Genomic DNA, 17,692 nt, shown 5'->3' with positions numbered 1-17,692 from the left:
GCTGGCCCACATTTCCGTCAAAAATTCCTGCTCGTTTTTCATTCCTCCTCACCCTCCCCAACCCTCATATTGAGTTTTAAATTTTTTCCTTGCCCTATACAGCAAAATTTTGACCTGCGGCACGGTCTTCTTCATCGTTCTGGCTATATCTTTATAGCTGAAACCAGCTACGGCAAATAGATACAGGGCTGTTCGATAGTCGCCATGCAACTGATTTAAAACTTCAAAAATATGCTGTCGATCTTCTGCACTGCCTACGATTTCTTCTGGCGTATTACTATCGCATACCTTCTCTAAATCATTCCCACTCAGCTTTTGCAGAGCTTTATTGGCCCTCAAAAAATCAATACAGCTATTGCGGATTACGGTGAACAAATATGTATTAAAAGCATAAGTAGGGCGGTAAGATGTTCTTTTGATATAGATTTTCACAAAGCATTCCTGCACGATATCTTCGGCAGCGTACAGATCATGAACAAAGCTATTGGCAAAGGCGATGGCTTTCAGCCTGTACTTAAGCACTAATTTTTCATAAGCCTGTTGATCTCCCGCTTGTACAAGAGCCATTAACTCGTTGTCATCATACAAATTCTCTACCTCCATCCCAGCAATACTTACACGGATTTTGGATAAAAAGGTTACGCCTCTATTAATAAAAATTGGGCAACTCAAAAAAAGCAGGCCAACGATTTCACGTTGTCCTGCCCTTCCACTGATATTTATGCAGCCGTGTGATTTCATACCTTTATCACAGCATCTGCACGATAAGGAACAAATTGAGTCCGACGACCAGCGCGGAAATCATCCACCCCAGTACCGTAGTGATGCGCCGGTTGACCAGCCCGCCCATGATGCTGCGGTTGGCGGTAAATAGGATGAGCGGAATAAGGGCGAAGGCGATGCCGAAGGACAGAACCACCTGGCTCATCACCAAAGCGTCGGTCGGGTTTACGCCCGAGATAATGATCGCGAGCGGCGGTACCGTTGTGATGGCGCGCCGGAGATACAAATTAATCCGCTTGTTGATAAATCCCTGCATGACCACGTCTCCGGCCATCGTTCCCACCGAAGAGCTCGACAGTCCGGCGATGAGCAGGCCGAGACCGAACGAAACGGCGGTAACCGGACCGGACAACTGTCCAAATTGCCGGAAAGCCACGCCCAGGTCCTCGACCACCAACCCGTTCTTGAAGAACAGCCCGGCGGAAACAACGACCATCGCCATATTGACCGCTCCGGCAATAATCATGGCCAGGACGATATCAATGAACTCCAGCTTGAAAATTTTCTTCTTCTCCGCCTCGTTTCTGCCAACAATGCGGTTTTGCGTTAGCGAAGAATGCAGATAAATGGCGTGCGGCATGACGGTAGCTCCAAGTATGCCCGCAGCAAGCATTACGCTGTCGATTCCGTCAAACCGGGGGGTGACCACGCCGGCGGCAACCGCGGCGAAATCCGGCTTGGCGACGATTACCTGAAAGGCGAAGGCCAATACGACGATCAGCACCATCGCGGCGATACCGGCCTCAAGCGAGCGATATCCCCTCCGCTGCAGTTCCAGGATAGCAAAGGAACCGATGGCGGTGATAATGGCGGACGGCAGCATCGGAATGCCGAATAGCAAGTACAGCCCCAGAGCCGCCCCGATAAACTCGGCCAGATCGGTCGCGATGATGACCAGTTCGCTCTGAATCCATAAGAAGATCGATACGCCCTTCGGAAACCGGTCGTGTGCGACCTCCGGCAAATTTTTGCCGGTGGCGATGCCCAGCTTCGCCGATAGCGTTTGAATCAGAACCGCCATGAGATTCGAAGCCGCGATGACCCATAGAAGCAGGTAACCGTATTTGGAGCCTGCGGTAATATTGGTGGCGAAATTGCCGGGATCGAGATAGGCGACCGCTGCGATAAAGGCCGGACCCAAAAACGGCAGCAGGCGCTTCATTCCCTTCGCTTCACCGTTTAAAGCGGCATTTGCCGCTGCGGGCAAGGCCGTTCCTCTATGATCCATTTTTTTTGTTTGTTCATGTACGACACCTTGTTCCATCATGTCGATCCCTCCTTATGCACAGGTTAAAGTTGTCTTCAACCAGTAAAGTTTCCTTAGTGCAACTTTATATCATGAGTATATTCCTCCTAATGAAAAATGTAAACAATATTTTCGAAAATGGCACGAATCTATTCAATAATTACGGTCTTATACGGGTATTCCAGTTCTTTCTTCCGGTATTCCAGAGGGGACATTCCGAAGTAATCCCGGAACACCTTTCCAAAATAGCTTTGGGAATCGAAACCGCATTCCGCGGCGATTTGATGAACCGCATGATCCGTAACGCGGAGCGCGGCCGCCGCTTGCTCGATCCGTCTCCGCCTTACGAATTCCATAGGCGAATAACCAAGATTTCTCTGAAATAAGCGGCATAGATAATGTTTGGAAATCCCCGTATGATCCGCAATGTCTTCCAGGGTTAACGGTTCTGTAAAATGCCGTTTGATAAATTCCTCGGCTGTTACAAACGCAGGGAGCACGCGATCCGTCTCCCTTTCTTTCTCGTTCTCGTAGGCTTGCATGGCTACGATCCATTCGTACACCTTGGTTGATATTCGATAATGGCTCCGCAAGTTTCCTATGGCAATTTCGCGGTATAGGCTCCAGAACAAGCGCAGCGGAGGCGATTCCGGCTGCAGTTTGATCAAGGCCCCCTCCTCACCGCATAACCGATCCGCGAACCGATGAGCGTCTTCCCCTTTCACGTTCATCCAAATAAACTCCCAAGGCTCCTTCACCGAGGCCTCATAGTAGTAACGGGCTTCGCTCGGCACTTTGACCAAAAAGCCAGTCCCGGCCGGAAGCCGCAGCTCCTTCCCATTCAAGATGACTCTGCCTTCCCCGGAAAGCGTAAATTGAAATATAAAATGTCCCTGGTCCGCACGACGGGAAACATCAAAATCGTATTTTTCCGTCGCTTTACGGTCCCAACCGATCGAAGATAAAGTAGCGAATGGAAACGGCTTTTCATCCGCCGTTCGGAAATAAAAGGATGAAGGTGATAGCATCTTTTCGTCACCCGCCTTGGAGATGAGGTCAATTTTGCGACAATTCTGTTCAATATATTAAGATTGTTCATCCTCATGCCTCTTGCTAGTATAGATAGCAGCACAATGAGACAACATCACTTTATGGAGGATCGATATGAATTCAAATGTACGGCTGATTCACGAACAGATTTTATCCGACAATTGGTATGTACTGAAGAAGATCACGTTTGAAACCCAAAATCAAGACGGAAGCTGGACCGAACAATCCCGGGAAGCTTACGACCGCGGGAATGGAGCTGCCATACTCCTGTTTAACCGGGCTAAAGGGACGGTGATCTTGACCCGGCAGTTCCGGATGCCGACCTACATCAACGGCAATGACACCGGAATGCTGATTGAGGTCTGCGCGGGTCTCTTGGATCATGAAAGTCCCGAGAACGCCATTATTCGGGAAACCGAGGAAGAAACCGGGTACCGGGTTTCCAATGTGCAGAAGGTGTTTGAGGCCTATATGTCGCCCGGCTCCGTTACCGAAATTCTGCATTTTTATATTGCCGAGTACTCCGATGACATGCGTACAGGTGCAGGCGGCGGACTGGCCCACGAGCAAGAGAATATAGAAGTTCTGGAGATTCCTTTCAGCGAAGCGCTGAACATGATGGCGTCCGGGGACATCAGGGATGCCAAAACGATCATGCTCCTTCAATATGCGGTAACGGAAGGGCTGATTCGGCCGAAGACTCCGGAACCTGAATTAACCAAGCCATCTCTGCATATTTTGATCGCGGGCCCTTACCGCTCGGGGACGAATGATGATCCCGCGCTCATTTCGCGCAACGTACGGTTAATGCAGGCATTCGCCTCCAAAATTTACGAAATGGGCCATTTGCCTGTCCTGGGCGAGTGGTACGCTCTGCCGCTCATAGAAACGGCGGGATCCACCCGAATCGGGGACGACATATTCAACCGGATTTTCCATCCTTCCGCGGTTCGTCTCCTCGATCACATTGACGCGGTTTTGCGGGTCGGCGGTCCCTCCCAGGGTGCCGATGAAATGGTCAACACGGCCAGACGCAAAGGAAAAGACGTCTATTACGAGCTTCAAGAGATTCCGCCGGCTCGCTGATACGGATACGGCCTTGTTGTTTCTTCCCGCTTAAGCTTCCTCTCTCCGAGCCATCGCCGTCCGTACTTCACGCACACCGCCGAACTTGAACAGCAAGATTCCGCCTACGATGACAAGCACGCCCACAAGCTGCTTCAGTGTAAAAGGCACGACCTCCAGTCCCAGCAAGCCGAAAGAATCCCATAACAAAGCGAAAAAAAGTTGGGAACACATCACGACAGCGATGGTATAGGTCGGACCGAGCAGCTTCATGGCGTTCACCATACAAACGACTACTCCGACCCCTACGATGCCGCTGAACCAGAACCACAGCTCCATATGCTCCAAGTGAAACAACCGCTTTCCTTCAACCGCCAGTCCGATCAGGAATGAGGCCAGGAATCCGAGGCCCAAAACCAAGGTGGTTGTCGGCCAAGAACCTGCGCGTTCATTGACCCTGCTGTTAAATATATTTTGCAGCCCCACTAAAGAGCCGGCGAGAAGCGCCAACAACAATCCGATCATCATCATGAAAAGCCCCCTTATTAGTATTCGTAAATATTCCGGATCGCCAGTTTGCTCAAACCATCCGGATTTTTCACGACGATGCCGCCCTTTTTTCGTTCAAGGAGGCCGTTGGAACAAAATTGCAGCACGATTCGATTCAAATGTCGGTAACTGACCCCGATTAAATTGGCCACATCCTTAAGCTCTGCCGTACTAAGCAGTCCCGGTACCGGGTTATGAGACTCGTCGGAGGACACGGCCAGCAGATAACTGGCCAAACGAACATCGACGGAATACATCATGTTAAGGCTGATGGAGTTCGACTTCAGGTAAAATTTCTTCGTGATCACGTTCAGCAAAAACTGCAACAAAGGCGCGTGTTCCCGACCATGCTTCCTGAGAATCCGGTAGGGCACCGCGATCATATGGACGCCGGTAGCCGCCTCCACCGTATTCAAAATATCCGTATCCTGAACGTACTCAATATCCCCGACGAGCTCAAGCGCGGTTTTAAAAGAGATCACCAGCGTTTTCCCTTCGGCGTTGGTCATGAATACCTTCAGCTTGCCCTTGACGAGAATATATAGAAATTCCGGACTTTCGCCTTGGGAGCAGATCAGTTCCCCGCGGTCATACGCGTACAGGGCCATATGAGGTCTGATTTTTTCATAAAAAACGGACCCCAGCTCGTAGTCCCGAAGATAGGTTTCCAATAAGGCAGGATCCTTGATTTCTTTCATCGCTCACCACTCCTAAGCGTTCCGCTTAAAATTTCAATATGACGATGCCGATCACCATCAAGGCAATCCCAATAAATTGCGGCAGGCGCATTTTCTGCTTGACCACGCCGAACCAGCCATTAATGTCGACGAGGAAGGTCAGACTAAGCTGGGCGATCAATACGGCCGCAACTGTCAGCGTAACCCCCACATGGTGTATGGCCGTCATGTTGCTGGAAATAATGATCGCGGCCAAAGCTCCGCTGGTTAAATACACGGGTTTGACCTCTTTAAATCCCCGCCATCTCTTTTCTTTCACAAATAGAAGAATCAACAGCGCCGTCACAAAACCGGTAAACTGCGTAATCGTCGCCGCTTGCCAGGTGCCGATTCCTTCGCTGATCCGGGAATTGGCCACCCCCTGCAAAGTGACGAAAAACCCGGCCATAAACGCAAACAAGAGCCCTTTCATCTTTTTTTCTCTCCCCATTCCTTATTGATATTCCTTATTAAAAGGGATCTACAGGATTTTGGGAAGGACATATGTCCTCAACTTTCGGATGGAGAGCTTGGGCCCTGTTTCACCTTGCGGATGAGTTCAAAGGTAGAGCAGCCGCATTTCGGGCAGCCTTTATTTTTGAGCAGCTCAATCGTCGCGGTTTCGCCCCGTTCCCCTACCTTCACCTGGGTCATGCATCGTTTGCACTGATAGGTGCGGAGCGTTCGGTTTACCTCGCCGGTATACATCTCGTCTTTGAAGCTGTCCATAACCTCCGGTGCACTCTGATCGGTTGTGCGCAGCACGAACATCTGGCTCCGGTTGGCGATCGATTCGGCCCCTTCATAGACATTGAAATGAGGATAATTGGCGCATACGGTCAGCCCCATGTTAACGAAGGCGCGCTGCATCGCCAAGGTGAACCCGGGCGGTTTATGGGCGAAGGACAAAAAGATCGGCAGCCCGCTTTCATTGCGAAGCGCACTAAGCCCCCGGGAAAGAAACAGCGACATCCCTTGCAGGGTATAGGGCGGATCCGTAAAAAAGCAGTCATACCCGTTCAGCATATCGCCAGGCAAGGGTTCGCGCAAATCCCAAAGTCTGCACCGGATAGGCAATTGATAAGCCGCCGCCAATTCCTCGATATAGTTCAGAAATCTTGGGTCGATATCCACGACCTCGATTTCGGTGGCCCGGTGATCCGAACCCGGAAAAAGACGTTTCAGCAAAAAACCGGCCGAAACGCTGACAAGATCGTCATCGCCTACGCAGAGTATCTTTTTGCCGATAAAAGCTCGCTCCCGGAGACACAGAACCGCCCGCTTCAAGCTCGTTTCCGGCGTACACTTGGCCTGGTCCAGTTGGACATTGGCCTGAGGCCTTGCAGCATAGCAATCCGCTAACTCGACAAGTATGCTTTGAACCTCTCTTTTCCAATCCGCCGCTCCTTCGGCAACAAGCTGATGATAAAGGGATTTATCCAGCCCCCGATATCCCCAGTGCCTTTCGACCCAGGCTTCTCCCCTAGGCGTACAGCGGACACCGCGGTCCTGCGCCAAGGCGCCGGCCTGGATAAATTCTCTTTTGACAGCGGCCGTCAAAGGGACCGGCAGGCAGCATTTTATGGCCAATGCTTTGGTGGAAATACCCGGGCTAAGATAGCATTCCAGCAACACCCTTTCCAAGGCGACCGTCCCTTCCTGCGGCTGAATCCGTCCATATACTTGTTCAATCAAGGTCTTCATCCCATCGCTCCCTTTTTCTATATCTTCTTCTTTCATCTGCCGGATTAACGGGGCGTACAATTTGTTTCATTCCGATCACTCCTTAGTTCAAAATAAATAAAGAGCGGTCCATGAACATACGTTCACGCCCGCTCTTTTTGCAATGTCCCTACATGCCTCTAAACGAAAAAATCCGCGCTGAACTCAGCACGGATATACGTTGGGCGTATCGAGACGACTCCAAATTCGGAGGGTATCCGCTGTTCTTAACTAATCCATAAGCCGTCATTGCCCGCATATAAACAACCCTTCTGAACAGACATCAGAAAGAAAACGGGACAAATAAAGCCTATTTATGGAATTATCTTAGTTAAGAACGACTCCAGACATAAAAACTTCTCCTTCTTGGAAGATAGTTACATGTTATTATAGCCGATCAGCTATGTCAACCACGGTCCAGGAAAATCCTCACACGGGTTATGACGGGACGACAACCAGCTCGGGCTCCGGGACAAACCCGTAATGCCGCTCAAAGGCATCCTGCACTTTATGGATCAGGTATAGAATATCCTCCGCTTTGGCGCCCCCCCTGTTCTGAATCACATTGCCGTGTACGGGAGAGATCATGGCGTTTCCGTACTGCAATCCTCGAAGATTGAGCCGGTCCGCCAGCTTGCCGATCGGTTCTCCGATGTCATAATTGTTCTTGAATACGGATCCGCAAGAAGGATAGTCGAAATGATGTTTCCCCGTCCGGTCGTCAATGACGCCCCGCATCCTGGTGAGCGGCCGCCCTAGCCGGGACTCCAGGCGATCCAACTCGTCGGCATAAAATCCGTAAAATTCCGGCAGACTGGAAATGGCCGTTTTATCCCGGTCCAATCGGGCAAGAAAAGGGTTCAACCCATGCGGATTTGCCGGGAACTGCTTAAACTTTAAATGCGCTCCGGTAATGAACCAGTTCTTTTTCTGAAAAATCGAATGTTTGTACCTGAATTCACATTGATCTGCGGTTATCGATTGAATACCTTGGCGCGGATCGTCCAAATTCACATAGTAGATGGTATCCAAAAAATCGCTGATATGGTGTTCAAAATATTTAGCGTTCATATAAATCCCGCCGCCCAGCGTTCCCGGCAGCAAATAGCAGAAATCGAAATCACCGGTGCCGATCTCGGCGCCGACAAGCGCCAGCAAGGACATTGGCGTCCCCGCCGACACGAACATTCGATCCCCGCTCAACGAAAGTTCACGATGGGATCTCGTCGAGATGAATAAAGATTCCCGGCTTGGCTGGTCGGGAAACAACAAATTGGATCCCATGCCGAAGAAGACGGGGTTCAGACCATGCGATCGTGCCGCCTCCAAAACTTCGCGGATGTCGTCCTCGGTCTGCGGCAGAGCCAAAAATGTTGCGGTTCCTCCGATCTCATACGTGGAATATCGGGATAAAGGCTGGTCCCTGAGAAGACAGGCCAGATCCAGGGTTGTCATGTGAAGCTCCTTCCTTATGCTCTTGCCGTCAAACAAAAAAGCACACATCATATACGTTCATGTATATTATGTGTGCTCTAAAGGCGAGATGCAACACCAGGCCCGTACCTAAATTCCGGATTCCGAAGCAGCTTTCTTACAGAAAGCTTGTAGCTTCTCCAGAATCATTTCACACTCTTGCCTATTGGTAATTCTTTGGTTCAACCTATATAGAAAGTAATTTGCCGCTTAATCGGCTTTCCAGTTGGTCAGCATCCCTGCGGCCATCTCCATGTCTTGTTCTCTCCCCGTCGTCAGCGCAAATTTTGCGACCAGTGCGGGGTAAGCCGCCCACTGCTCGGCGATATGCTCAGACATGCGGGGCCAAGTTCGGCCACCGTACCGTTCATAGCGCCCCAGCAAATCTTCAAGTCCTTCACGTCCGAACAGCGCATAATAAATCGTAAAATCCTTTCCCGGGTCGGCGACTTCCGCTTCGGTCCAGTCAATCAGACCGGTCACGCGCTGATTTTCATCAACCAAAATATGAGGCGGATGCAAGTCACCGTGAATCAGAACCGAGAAGTCCGGCCAGTAACTGTCCGTGGAGAGCCACCGCTTCCATCGGGTTTCTAAAGGTTCAGGTACGGTAAAATGAGCGGATATTTCCCGAATATGATCCGCAAAACCTTGTCTCGCTTCCTGCGGCGTCTTGACCCGCAAGCCGGCCGCGGCGGCAGCTTCCCGATCAATCCGGTGAAGATCGGCAAGCGCGCCGGCAAGGGAGTCGAAAAATGAATCCGTGAGCTGATCCTGTTCAAAAGCCCAGGCATACCCTCCGGCGACCGGATCGACGGCGGCGACCGGATTTCCCGGAAGCAGCGGATAAGCGATCAACTCCGGGCTGAACATCCGCCAGTCGGGCACGGCCACGGACAGCTTGCTATGAAGCAGGTTCAACACGTTTCGTTCGTTGACCGCCCTCTCCCAGACATCCTCTCGTCTGGGCTTTCGAAGCACCCAAGTACGGCCAGTGTTCACGTCTTTTGCGAAGCCGACCAAAAAGTCCATTCCTGTTTCATTCAGTTCCAGACTCTTCCGTTCAAGATTTAACCCATGCCGCCGAGCATCCGAGATCAGTTGCGCTTCGGCATTCTCATTGCTGATACCATTTGAATTTGAATATGTCATAGATCGACCACTCCTCTTTGCTGAAAATAAAAAACACAGGCAGTTCTCTGCCTGTGACGGTATCGAAAAAGAAATGGCTTCACAGAACCAAATTATTAAGGGCAAAAAAATCACATAAAATGCACCTTAACAATAACGGTTTGAAGACACTCGCCGATAGACATACCTCTCCCGATTTCCTGCACACAGGCAGAACGAATACAGCTTGATGAATTCATTGCCGTCTCAATCGGGAATAATCTATCACACGAAAGCCTCCTTTCATTAGGTTGCGTAATCATATCACAGATAATAGCCTGTGGCAATCCAAATTTACCCTTTCGCCATATCCATTTTTTCCTTGGATTTTACATCCGCCCGTAAACTTCCCCATGCGGCAAAAATGGCGAGTAAGACGCCGAGCGCACCAATCCACGTTACCGAAGCCAATGAAATATACTTGATGGCCAAGCCGCCGACTCCCGCCCCGGCAGCCATGGCTAATTGCATCATCGACTGGTTCAAGCCTAACAGCACACCGGAGGCTTTGGGTTCCATCGTCGCCATATGGTATTGCTGGGTCGGACCCGTCGACCAGGCGGCGAAAGACCAAAAAATCAGGAGAAGGAACACACCGGTTACCGTTCCGGCTATCATCGACAATAAGATCAACATTAAAATATGGAGGAGCATCCCCCCGGCCAAAGTGACGTTAACTCCCCAACGGTCCGTACTGAATCCCCCGAATTTGGAACCGGCTAGACTGGCCAATCCGAAAGCGAGCAGTAAAGGACTGAGCAGGTTTCCGGCTATTCCCGAGACTTGAAGCAGATAAGGAGAGAGATAGGTATAAGCGATGGAGTACCCACCCAGCCAGAAAAAGGAGATCGACAGCCCCAGAGCGACGTTCCGCTTCTTCAGGAGAGACAACTGTTGGATCAGGGGGACCGGTTTATCCCCTTCAATGCGGTCGAGGGTTCGCCAAAGCACCAGGATGGCCAAAACGCCTATGACGGCAATTCCACCAAAAACGGTCTTCCATCCCATCGTATCGGCGACGATACGACCCAAAGGTACCCCGATAATAAGCGAAGCCGTGAAGCCCATGATGACGGTCGCAATGGCGCTGCCCTGCTTGCCGGCAGGCGCTATTTTGGCCGCGATATTGAGCGCGGTGACGACCACGGTCCCCGCTCCAAGCGCCATGATGGCGCGGGCAAGCACAAACAATCCATAGCCTGGAAGCAAAAAGGCAAGTACGTTTGCCGCAACGAACAAACCTAGTCCGTAGAGAATCAATTTCTTGCGGTCCATTCGCGAGGTTACAGCCATAACAATGGGGGTCCCCAGAGCGTAGACCAGCGAAAAAATCGTAATGAGCTGGCCGGCGGCCGAAATAGTAATCCCAAGATCCTCGGCAATTTTATCCAGTATACCCGAGATCACATATTCCGAAGTCCCGACTAAGAAACTAACGATAGCGAGCACGTAAACTTTCCAGGTATTTTGCATGAGGTTCACTCCTATTCTGTTACATGATTTAAAATCTATATAAAGACATTTCGCGATATAACGATATGTTAAAGAAAAAAATATATATCGCGAATTGTCGAATTGTATTTGAAAAAATGAATCCTGAGCCTTTCCATCACTGCTCAGGATCCGTGGTCTCAAATTTCCTTCTTCAAATATTCCGCAATTTCCGCGATCGCCGACTCGTCCCTCCGATAATAAGTGAACTTGCCGATCCTTTGCGTTTTGATCAGTCCGGCTCGCTGTAAAATCGTCAAATACTGCGAAGCTGTAGATTGCGTCATATTTAATTTGTCGGTGATTTGGGAAACGCACACTCCAATTTCGTTCATGTCAATGCCTTCATGCGGCTTAAAGTGAAGATCGGGTTGTTTCAGCCAGTACAGGATTTGCAATCTCGACTCATTCGACAACGCTTTAAAAACTTCAATTGGTTTCATGAATATTATTATATCGATAATTTTCGATATGTCAATTACTGATCCGGAGATTATAATTTAATTCCGCTAAGACTTCCGCCTTGAGCAAATAATCGGTCAATTCTCTTTTCCACGGCCGTATCCGGTACGAGCGGCGGAGCCTGGTGCGGTTTGGAGCGCGCATCAATGATGACGTTGTCGCAGCCCCAATGCTTGTTGTCATAGAAGCTGTTTACGCCATGAATATCATGAGACGGATTGCTGCGCGTAAAGGTCGCCCAGAGGAAGTTCCTCAGGTTGGCACTTACGAAAGAACTGTCGTCACACAGGATAATCATCGGGCAAGAAGAAAGCTCCCCTTTTCCGGAGATCGCTTGCGTCAATGTCTCCAGCTGTTTTTGCGCCTCCGGGTAACTTTCGAATCGCGGTCCTTGAATCGCTACGATTCCCGGCATGATGAGCTGGGGATTTTCAAAGTCCCGAATCTGCTTCAGCGAGTCCGGCACCTCCCTGCACAATTCCCTCTTCTTGTCCCCATAAGCCGCAAAAACCACTTTACTGCCGCTGTTCAAGCCGGTTCCGGAGTAATCGAGCGTATCGATCGTCGTCTGGGTTTGAAAATGAATATCCCGGTGCAGGTCGATCCGCTCCAAAATATAAGTCAGGAACTCCACTTCCCGGTGTGTATCGAGCGGCATCTTGTCCTCGGCCGTAATAAACAAATATTTCGCCAGGCTTAATTGACCGGTGCCGAGTACCCGGTTGGCGATCGTCAGCAGCTCCGCCGGCCGTTTTGCGTCTTGATAGGGCGTATATCGTTCACTGCCGATGGCGAACAGCAGCGGGTGTACCCCCGCCGCATCCACGGCATGAACTTCTTTGACGCCCGGGATTTCCTGGCGCACCGCGTCGCCGGTCAGTTCATGGATCAACTCGCCAAACGCGGTATCCTCCTGCGGTGGCCGGCCGACTACGGTGAACGGCCAAATCGCGTTCGTTCTGGCGTACACTTTGTGCACTTTCATCACCGGGAACGGATGGACCAGGCTATAGTAACCCAAATGATCGCCGAACGGTCCCTCCGGCTTGGTCTCACCCGGGTAAATCTCGCCAGTGATCACGAAATCGGCCTCATTGCTGATGCAGTACCCGTCCACATAGCTGTACCGGAATCTCCGGCCGCTTAACATCCCTGCTACCGTGAGCTCGCTAAGTCCTTCCGGCAACGGCATGACGGCAGAGAGCGTATGTGCGGGCGGTCCCCCGACGAAGATACTGACTTTTAGCGGTTGTCCGAGTTGGTTCGCTTTGTCCTGATGAATGCCAATTCCCCTGTGGATTTGGTAGTGAACGCCCACCTCGCGGTCCTGCTCGTACGAATTTCCGTTAAGCTGGATCCGGTACATCCCCAAATTCGAATTCATGATGCCCGGTTTGCCGGGATCTTCCGTATAAACCTGCGGCAGAGTTACAAAAGCCCCGCCGTCCATCGGCCAATGATGAATTAACGGCAGGTCCGAAATCCGGATTTCCCGCGAGGTTACCGGACGGTTTCCTCCCTTCATGGGCAGGGCTTTCAACGCCGCCCAACCGGTTCCGATGCTTTTGAAGGGGGTTTTCAGGGCAGCCAGGGGGTTGCTCTTCAAAGCGATAATATTCTGCGTGTTGTTCCAGGTTTTGCGGAAAATGAATTTGCTGCGCTCCAAGGTGCCGAAAAGATTGGAAGCGGCCCTGAACTTGGATCCTTTGACGCGCTCAAACAACAAGGCGGGTCCACCTGCCTCATAAACGCGCAGGTGGATTGCCGCCATCTCAAGATAAGGGTCCACTTCCTCGCGAACCCGGATTAAATGCCCATGCTTTTCCAAATCCAAAATACACTCTTCCAAATTGCGATACATAACGGGATTACTCCATTCTAGTCGATGTTACATTCAGCATAATCGAGATTCCCGCGAGGTTCAACCGCCGATTGCTAGATTCGGCTGTCCTCCAGTTCAATCAAACGGAGAATGGTTTTGATCTTCTCGAAATGCATGCCCTCATGATACAAACAAAAGCTCAAAAACTCATCCACTCTGGATAAGCGGAGTCCTTTGGAAGTCGTATAAGGCTGTTTAACCTCCTCTTTGAGCCGCGCGGACAACGCAGCCTCAATCCGCGTCATTTGCCCGTCCAATAAATCGAGGATTTCCGCAAGCGCGAATCCATCAGCAGGTTCACTGCCTGGACGAGTCCCTGGGGCATACAGCTCGGCAAAGCCGGGCGGAAGAAGCATCTCTTCCCCAAGGAAGTGGAAGGCGAATTTCTCCTGCACAAAGTAAATATGGCCAAGGTTCCATTTGACATGGTTGCTTAAACCTTCCAGCAGAATCTCCGATTTCCGTTCATCCAGCGTGCTCACGAGCTGTAGCGTATTGTTGCGCACAAAATTCAACTGCGTAAAAATATAGTTACTCATTTACGGAGTCTCCATTTCAAGATTAGTAAGTATCCTTTACCAGACAAAGTTCAGCACTTTTCGATAATTAATGACATAAATATTTAATAACATTTATATCGATTTATTGCTCTATGTTGGCCGGTTCCATATATAATACTTCCCAAAGATGCCCGTCCAAATCTTGAAAACTCCAGGAATACATAAAACCGTGGTCCTGCGGCTCGTTATATTTGGAAGCACCTGCCGCCATCGCCCGATTGACAATATCGTCCACTTGCTCCCTGCTGGTTGCGGAGAACGCCAGGATCATCTGAGCTTGAGATCGCGTGTCGGGAATTTCTTTGTTCGTGAAACCTTTAAAGTACTCTTCCGTTTGCAGCATGGCGAAAATATGCTCGCTAATGACCAGGCAAGCCGCATTCTCATTCGTAAACTGCGCATTGAATTCAAAACCGATCTCCTTATAAAAGGCCATGCTTTTATCCAGGTCCTTTACCGGCAGGTTAATAAAAACTTGATTCAACTGAAGCGCCATACGATTACCACCTTTTCCTAAATTTTTTTGAATTGGAATGATCATGAGGTCTGACCATGCTGCTCTCCTCCTCTATTCTTTTCATACAGAACAGAGGTTCGCCCTTATTCTAGCACAGAGTTCAAAATTTAGGAATTCTTAAATTGAAACAAATATGAACCTTACGGTACATGCCGTCGATATCTCAAAAAAACCGGGCCCGCCTCATGGCGAAACCCGGTTTGTTCATTACCGCTGCGAAGATTATGCTTCTTCAAACTCCACGTTGTGATATACCTGCTGCACGTCTTCCAAATCCTCCAGCGCATCGATCAGCTTCTCGAATTGAGCGACGGAGTCCTCGGGCAGCGTCAAATAGTTCTGGGCCAGCATCGTCAGCTCGGCCACCGTAAACTCCGTAATGCCGGCTTGCTTGAACGCTTCTTGCACCTCATGGAACTGATCCGGCTCGGCGTAGACAATCACGTTGTCATCTTCCTCAATGATATCGCGGACTTCCAGATCGGCCTCCATCAGCAGTTCAAACACTTCGTCGATCGATTTGTCCGCGACGCCGATCACCGCGGTGGAGTCGAACATATAGGCCACGGAACCGCTGACGCCCATGTTGCCCCCATTTTTGTTAAACGCGGCGCGCACGGCGGAAGCGGTACGATTCACGTTATTCGTCAAAGCGTCGACGATGACCATGGAACCGTTCGGTCCAAAGCCTTCGTAACGCAATTCTTCATAGATCTCCTCGGCGCTGCCTTTGGCTTTATCCAACGCCCGGTCGATGATCGCTTTAGGCACATTGTAAGTTTTTGCACGTTCCAACACGACCTTCAACGCGCGGTTGGATTCGGGATCCGGCTCGCCTTTTTTGGCCGCAACATAAATCTCTACGCCAAATTTCGCATAGATTCGGCTGGTGTTTGCATCCTTAGAAGCTTTCTTCTCTTTGATATTGTTCCACTTACGCCCCATGGGTGTACCTGCTTTCTTTTTAAAATTTACGGTATCTATTATAACATCATAACTAGAATAAATTGAAGTCCGTTACAAGAGTAACCGGCTCACCGTCTTCCCCGATCCCCCAGTAGGACGCATAGTGCCCGTCACCGTAGCCGGAAGCGAACAGGATGACATTTAGTCCGCTTTCTTCCTTGACGATTAAATTTCCCCAGTTGTCGTCGTTCTCCTCAAGGATAAATTCGACCTTGTTATCATAAAAGCTGATAAACTGATCCCCGAGCTCCCGGGCCAGCCGTTCCTCCAACTGCTCCATTTCCCGAATCGCCCTAGCGTCGGCAAAACAACCAAGCCCCGCATCAACAGGGTACCCGTAAATATGCCCCGGCTCCAGGGTCGAAAGGTCCTGTCCCGCCCTGGTGGCCATCTCCCAACGTACCGGTCGTTCCTCGGTTAATCTTAACTCCGCTCCGGCGATCCTGCCTTCCTGCTTGTGCCACCAGAGAATCACCGGGTAAACGCCGGGAGAAATGCGCTTAGTAAAAGATTCGTGATGAGGTATCAGCGGATCGCAGGCGATAATCTCTCCGGAGATTACAGTAAGGCCGCCAATGGTTTCGTTAGAAAGCGATGCATCGGTAACCCGTATTTGAACCTGTTCCAACAGTTTTGACATCAGATTTACCTCCTTACAGCAAAATAAGTTGAACTATTGATTTTCTGTCAGACAACGTATTTGCGGCGTGTGTAGTAAAACAATCCGTCCTTTAATTCGTCCGCTTGATTGAACATCAGCTTATTCATCAAGCGCTCTGATGCGGGGGATTTCTTTTTGAAAAATAACATACTTCACCTTCCCGGTTAAATGCTTTTGCTTAATAAGTAGGTCAGTTTATCGCGGTTCCGCTTATTGATATATTGTTTCTCAACCGTCATTCCGATCTTCTCCGCCACGCGTCTGGAGGCATGATGGTCCACGGCCATGTTGGCGCAGATGCGGGTCATCCCCAATTGCCGGAAGCCGTAATTGAGGCAGGCGGCGGCCGCTTCGGTTCCCAGATTTTGACCCCAATATTCGGCGGCCAAAATATACCCCAGATCATTTTCCATCTGCCCGGCCAATTCGGCCTGCATAAATCCGACGTCACCGATGATCTTACCCGTTTCCCTCAGAACCATGGCCCATCGTCCGAACCCCCATGTCCGGTTCGCTTCGAAGCTCCGCTCCAGCCAAGCTTCCGCCTGTTCTCTCGTAAAAGGGGCCGGCCAGAATTTCATTGTTTCGGCGTCGCCAACAATCGCAGCCAGTTCTTCCAGGTCATCCTCCTTGTACCGCCTGATCAACAGCCTTTCCGTTTCCAATACAACCCTAGTTTCTTCCACGACTCTATTTCCTTTCTTCAGTTAGGTCCCATTCCTTGTAAAATTGAACCAGAAACTGTTCCATAAATTGATGCCGCTCTTCCGCCAGATTCCTGGCATGGTCTGTATTTAACAAATCCTTCAACTTCAGCAGCTTCTCGTAAAAGTGATAAATTGCCGATTTATCAACCGATCGGTAATCCGATCCGCTGAAGTCCTGTCCGGGCAGATGTATTGGCCGTCCCTTGGCCCCCGAATACACAAAGGTTCGGGCGATGCCGATCGCTCCGATGGCGTCCAGGCGGTCCGCATCTTGAACCACCTTCCCTTCCAGGGTATCCATCGGCGGATTCTTACCTCCGTTATACGACATGGTCGAAATGATGGACAGGACTTTTCGCTCAACGTCCTCCGTGGCTCCCTGACCGGTCAGCCACATGCGCACCTTGTTCATCCCCGCTTCTTTCGAGTCGTTCAGCTTCTCGTCAGCTATATCATGGAGCAGCGCGGCCAGCTCGCAAATGAACGGGTCAGCCCCTTCCTGTTGCGCCAGCAGCACGGCAAGCCTTCGGACACGCTCGATATGCCACCAATCATGTCCGCTCGGTTCATGTTCCAGCTCTTTTTTCACAAAGTTTTCAGCCGCCTGGATGATGTCTCCCATACCCGTAAACCTCTTTTCATAGCAAAGACTTGAAGGACACCCGATATATT

At 50.4% G+C, this 17,692-nt stretch carries 20 protein-coding genes; 1 reads left to right on the top strand and 19 read right to left on the bottom strand.

All coding sequences use genetic code 11. The features are described from left to right. Positions 1–48: 48 nt before the first annotated feature. The 3 genes from V4U88_RS17120 to V4U88_RS17110 form a co-directional block, all read right to left on the bottom strand. A complete protein-coding gene (locus V4U88_RS17120; protein WP_334074466.1) occupies positions 49–741 on the bottom strand; it encodes an RNA polymerase sigma factor in 693 nt (230 codons plus the stop codon). Between the two features lie 7 nt (positions 742–748). Beyond that, on the bottom strand, positions 749–2,011 hold the full coding sequence (locus V4U88_RS17115; RefSeq protein WP_334074662.1) for an Nramp family divalent metal transporter: 1,263 nt from the start codon (positions 2,009–2,011) through the stop codon (positions 749–751). Positions 2,012–2,178: 167 nt separating this feature from the next. Next, positions 2,179–3,057 (bottom strand): AraC family transcriptional regulator, encoded by an 879-nt coding sequence (locus V4U88_RS17110; RefSeq protein ID WP_334074465.1) that lies wholly within the window; start codon positions 3,055–3,057, stop codon positions 2,179–2,181. A 136-nt stretch (positions 3,058–3,193) separates the two neighbouring features. Between V4U88_RS17110 and nudK the strand changes: the two genes are divergently transcribed. Next, on the top strand, positions 3,194–4,165 hold the full coding sequence (gene nudK / locus V4U88_RS17105) for a GDP-mannose pyrophosphatase NudK (RefSeq protein ID WP_334074464.1): 972 nt from the start codon (positions 3,194–3,196) through the stop codon (positions 4,163–4,165). Positions 4,166–4,195: 30 nt separating this feature from the next. Here nudK and V4U88_RS17100 read toward each other — a convergent pair whose 3' ends face one another. From V4U88_RS17100 to V4U88_RS17025, 16 genes are all read right to left on the bottom strand, one after another. After that, on the bottom strand, positions 4,196–4,672 hold the full coding sequence (locus V4U88_RS17100; protein ID WP_334074661.1) for a DMT family transporter: 477 nt from the start codon (positions 4,670–4,672) through the stop codon (positions 4,196–4,198). 17 nt (positions 4,673–4,689) lie between these two features. After that, complete coding sequence (locus V4U88_RS17095) at positions 4,690–5,391, bottom strand: Crp/Fnr family transcriptional regulator (protein WP_334074463.1); 702 nt, start codon at positions 5,389–5,391, stop codon at positions 4,690–4,692. A 25-nt stretch (positions 5,392–5,416) separates the two neighbouring features. Beyond that, positions 5,417–5,842: a DMT family transporter gene (locus V4U88_RS17090; RefSeq protein ID WP_334074462.1), complete on the bottom strand. Its 426-nt coding sequence runs from the start codon at positions 5,840–5,842 to the stop codon at positions 5,417–5,419. Between the two features lie 77 nt (positions 5,843–5,919). Further along, on the bottom strand, positions 5,920–7,113 hold the full coding sequence (locus V4U88_RS17085) for a bis-aminopropyl spermidine synthase family protein (protein WP_334074461.1): 1,194 nt from the start codon (positions 7,111–7,113) through the stop codon (positions 5,920–5,922). A gap of 456 nt (positions 7,114–7,569) precedes the next feature. Further along, complete coding sequence (locus V4U88_RS17080) at positions 7,570–8,586, bottom strand: UDP-N-acetylmuramate dehydrogenase (protein ID WP_334074460.1); 1,017 nt, start codon at positions 8,584–8,586, stop codon at positions 7,570–7,572. A 228-nt stretch (positions 8,587–8,814) separates the two neighbouring features. Next, positions 8,815–9,756: a macrolide 2'-phosphotransferase gene (locus tag V4U88_RS17075; RefSeq protein ID WP_334074459.1), complete on the bottom strand. Its 942-nt coding sequence runs from the start codon at positions 9,754–9,756 to the stop codon at positions 8,815–8,817. A gap of 312 nt (positions 9,757–10,068) precedes the next feature. Beyond that, positions 10,069–11,247 carry an MFS transporter gene (locus V4U88_RS17070; protein WP_334074458.1) on the bottom strand — a complete coding sequence of 393 codons (1,179 nt, stop codon included), beginning with the start codon at positions 11,245–11,247 and terminating at the stop codon, positions 10,069–10,071. A gap of 158 nt (positions 11,248–11,405) precedes the next feature. Continuing rightward, positions 11,406–11,708 carry an ArsR/SmtB family transcription factor gene (locus V4U88_RS17065; protein WP_334074457.1) on the bottom strand — a complete coding sequence of 101 codons (303 nt, stop codon included), beginning with the start codon at positions 11,706–11,708 and terminating at the stop codon, positions 11,406–11,408. Between the two features lie 50 nt (positions 11,709–11,758). After that, the gene (locus V4U88_RS17060) at positions 11,759–13,588 is read right to left on the bottom strand and encodes a UbiD family decarboxylase (RefSeq protein ID WP_334074456.1); all 1,830 of its coding nucleotides are present in this window, start codon (positions 13,586–13,588) and stop codon (positions 11,759–11,761) included. 74 nt (positions 13,589–13,662) lie between these two features. After that, on the bottom strand, positions 13,663–14,148 hold the full coding sequence (locus tag V4U88_RS17055; protein WP_334074455.1) for a DinB family protein: 486 nt from the start codon (positions 14,146–14,148) through the stop codon (positions 13,663–13,665). 103 nt (positions 14,149–14,251) lie between these two features. Next, positions 14,252–14,665 (bottom strand): VOC family protein, encoded by a 414-nt coding sequence (locus V4U88_RS17050; protein ID WP_334074454.1) that lies wholly within the window; start codon positions 14,663–14,665, stop codon positions 14,252–14,254. Between the two features lie 243 nt (positions 14,666–14,908). After that, positions 14,909–15,631, bottom strand: coding sequence for a YebC/PmpR family DNA-binding transcriptional regulator (locus tag V4U88_RS17045; protein WP_334074453.1), 723 nt, complete (start codon positions 15,629–15,631; stop codon positions 14,909–14,911). 52 nt (positions 15,632–15,683) lie between these two features. Next, complete coding sequence (locus V4U88_RS17040) at positions 15,684–16,292, bottom strand: DUF4241 domain-containing protein (protein ID WP_334074452.1); 609 nt, start codon at positions 16,290–16,292, stop codon at positions 15,684–15,686. A 47-nt stretch (positions 16,293–16,339) separates the two neighbouring features. Next, positions 16,340–16,462 carry a hypothetical protein gene (locus tag V4U88_RS17035; protein ID WP_334074451.1) on the bottom strand — a complete coding sequence of 41 codons (123 nt, stop codon included), beginning with the start codon at positions 16,460–16,462 and terminating at the stop codon, positions 16,340–16,342. 15 nt (positions 16,463–16,477) lie between these two features. Then, positions 16,478–16,999: a GNAT family N-acetyltransferase gene (locus tag V4U88_RS17030; RefSeq protein WP_334074450.1), complete on the bottom strand. Its 522-nt coding sequence runs from the start codon at positions 16,997–16,999 to the stop codon at positions 16,478–16,480. Positions 17,000–17,003: 4 nt separating this feature from the next. Next, entirely contained in the window at positions 17,004–17,642 is a 639-nt protein-coding gene (locus V4U88_RS17025) for an HD domain-containing protein (protein ID WP_334074660.1), read from the bottom strand. Positions 17,643–17,692 lie beyond the last annotated feature (50 nt).

The organism is Paenibacillus sp. A14 (genome assembly GCF_036864815.1).
Lineage (GTDB): Bacteria > Bacillota > Bacilli > Paenibacillales > Paenibacillaceae > Fontibacillus > Fontibacillus sanfengchensis.
The sequence above is the reverse complement of the archived record's forward strand: the minus strand, read 5'-3'. Positions and strand labels throughout refer to the sequence as shown.

What these genes read in the sequence shown, in the direction of transcription:
- V4U88_RS17065 (WP_334074457.1), bottom strand. Translation starts at nt 11,708, where the DNA reads ATGAAACCAATTGAAGTTTTTAAAGCGTTGTCGAATGAGTCGAGATTG.
- V4U88_RS17040 (WP_334074452.1), bottom strand. Translation starts at nt 16,292, where the DNA reads ATGTCAAAACTGTTGGAACAGGTTCAAATACGGGTTACCGATGCATCG.
- V4U88_RS17050 (WP_334074454.1), bottom strand. Translation starts at nt 14,665, where the DNA reads ATGGCGCTTCAGTTGAATCAAGTTTTTATTAACCTGCCGGTAAAGGAC.
- V4U88_RS17115 (WP_334074662.1), bottom strand. Translation starts at nt 2,011, where the DNA reads ATGGATCATAGAGGAACGGCCTTGCCCGCAGCGGCAAATGCCGCTTTA.
- V4U88_RS17080 (WP_334074460.1), bottom strand. Translation starts at nt 8,586, where the DNA reads ATGACAACCCTGGATCTGGCCTGTCTTCTCAGGGACCAGCCTTTATCC.
- V4U88_RS17120 (WP_334074466.1), bottom strand. Translation starts at nt 741, where the DNA reads ATGAAATCACACGGCTGCATAAATATCAGTGGAAGGGCAGGACAACGT.
- V4U88_RS17100 (WP_334074661.1), bottom strand. Translation starts at nt 4,672, where the DNA reads ATGATGATCGGATTGTTGTTGGCGCTTCTCGCCGGCTCTTTAGTGGGG.
- V4U88_RS17085 (WP_334074461.1), bottom strand. Translation starts at nt 7,113, where the DNA reads ATGAAGACCTTGATTGAACAAGTATATGGACGGATTCAGCCGCAGGAA.
- V4U88_RS17110 (WP_334074465.1), bottom strand. Translation starts at nt 3,057, where the DNA reads ATGCTATCACCTTCATCCTTTTATTTCCGAACGGCGGATGAAAAGCCG.
- V4U88_RS17035 (WP_334074451.1), bottom strand. Translation starts at nt 16,462, where the DNA reads ATGTTATTTTTCAAAAAGAAATCCCCCGCATCAGAGCGCTTGATGAAT.
- V4U88_RS17095 (WP_334074463.1), bottom strand. Translation starts at nt 5,391, where the DNA reads ATGAAAGAAATCAAGGATCCTGCCTTATTGGAAACCTATCTTCGGGAC.
- V4U88_RS17060 (WP_334074456.1), bottom strand. Translation starts at nt 13,588, where the DNA reads ATGTATCGCAATTTGGAAGAGTGTATTTTGGATTTGGAAAAGCATGGG.
- nudK (WP_334074464.1), top strand. Translation starts at nt 3,194, where the DNA reads ATGAATTCAAATGTACGGCTGATTCACGAACAGATTTTATCCGACAAT.
- V4U88_RS17070 (WP_334074458.1), bottom strand. Translation starts at nt 11,247, where the DNA reads ATGCAAAATACCTGGAAAGTTTACGTGCTCGCTATCGTTAGTTTCTTA.
- V4U88_RS17055 (WP_334074455.1), bottom strand. Translation starts at nt 14,148, where the DNA reads ATGAGTAACTATATTTTTACGCAGTTGAATTTTGTGCGCAACAATACG.
- V4U88_RS17025 (WP_334074660.1), bottom strand. Translation starts at nt 17,642, where the DNA reads ATGGGAGACATCATCCAGGCGGCTGAAAACTTTGTGAAAAAAGAGCTG.
- V4U88_RS17045 (WP_334074453.1), bottom strand. Translation starts at nt 15,631, where the DNA reads ATGGGGCGTAAGTGGAACAATATCAAAGAGAAGAAAGCTTCTAAGGAT.
- V4U88_RS17090 (WP_334074462.1), bottom strand. Translation starts at nt 5,842, where the DNA reads ATGAAAGGGCTCTTGTTTGCGTTTATGGCCGGGTTTTTCGTCACTTTG.
- V4U88_RS17075 (WP_334074459.1), bottom strand. Translation starts at nt 9,756, where the DNA reads ATGACATATTCAAATTCAAATGGTATCAGCAATGAGAATGCCGAAGCG.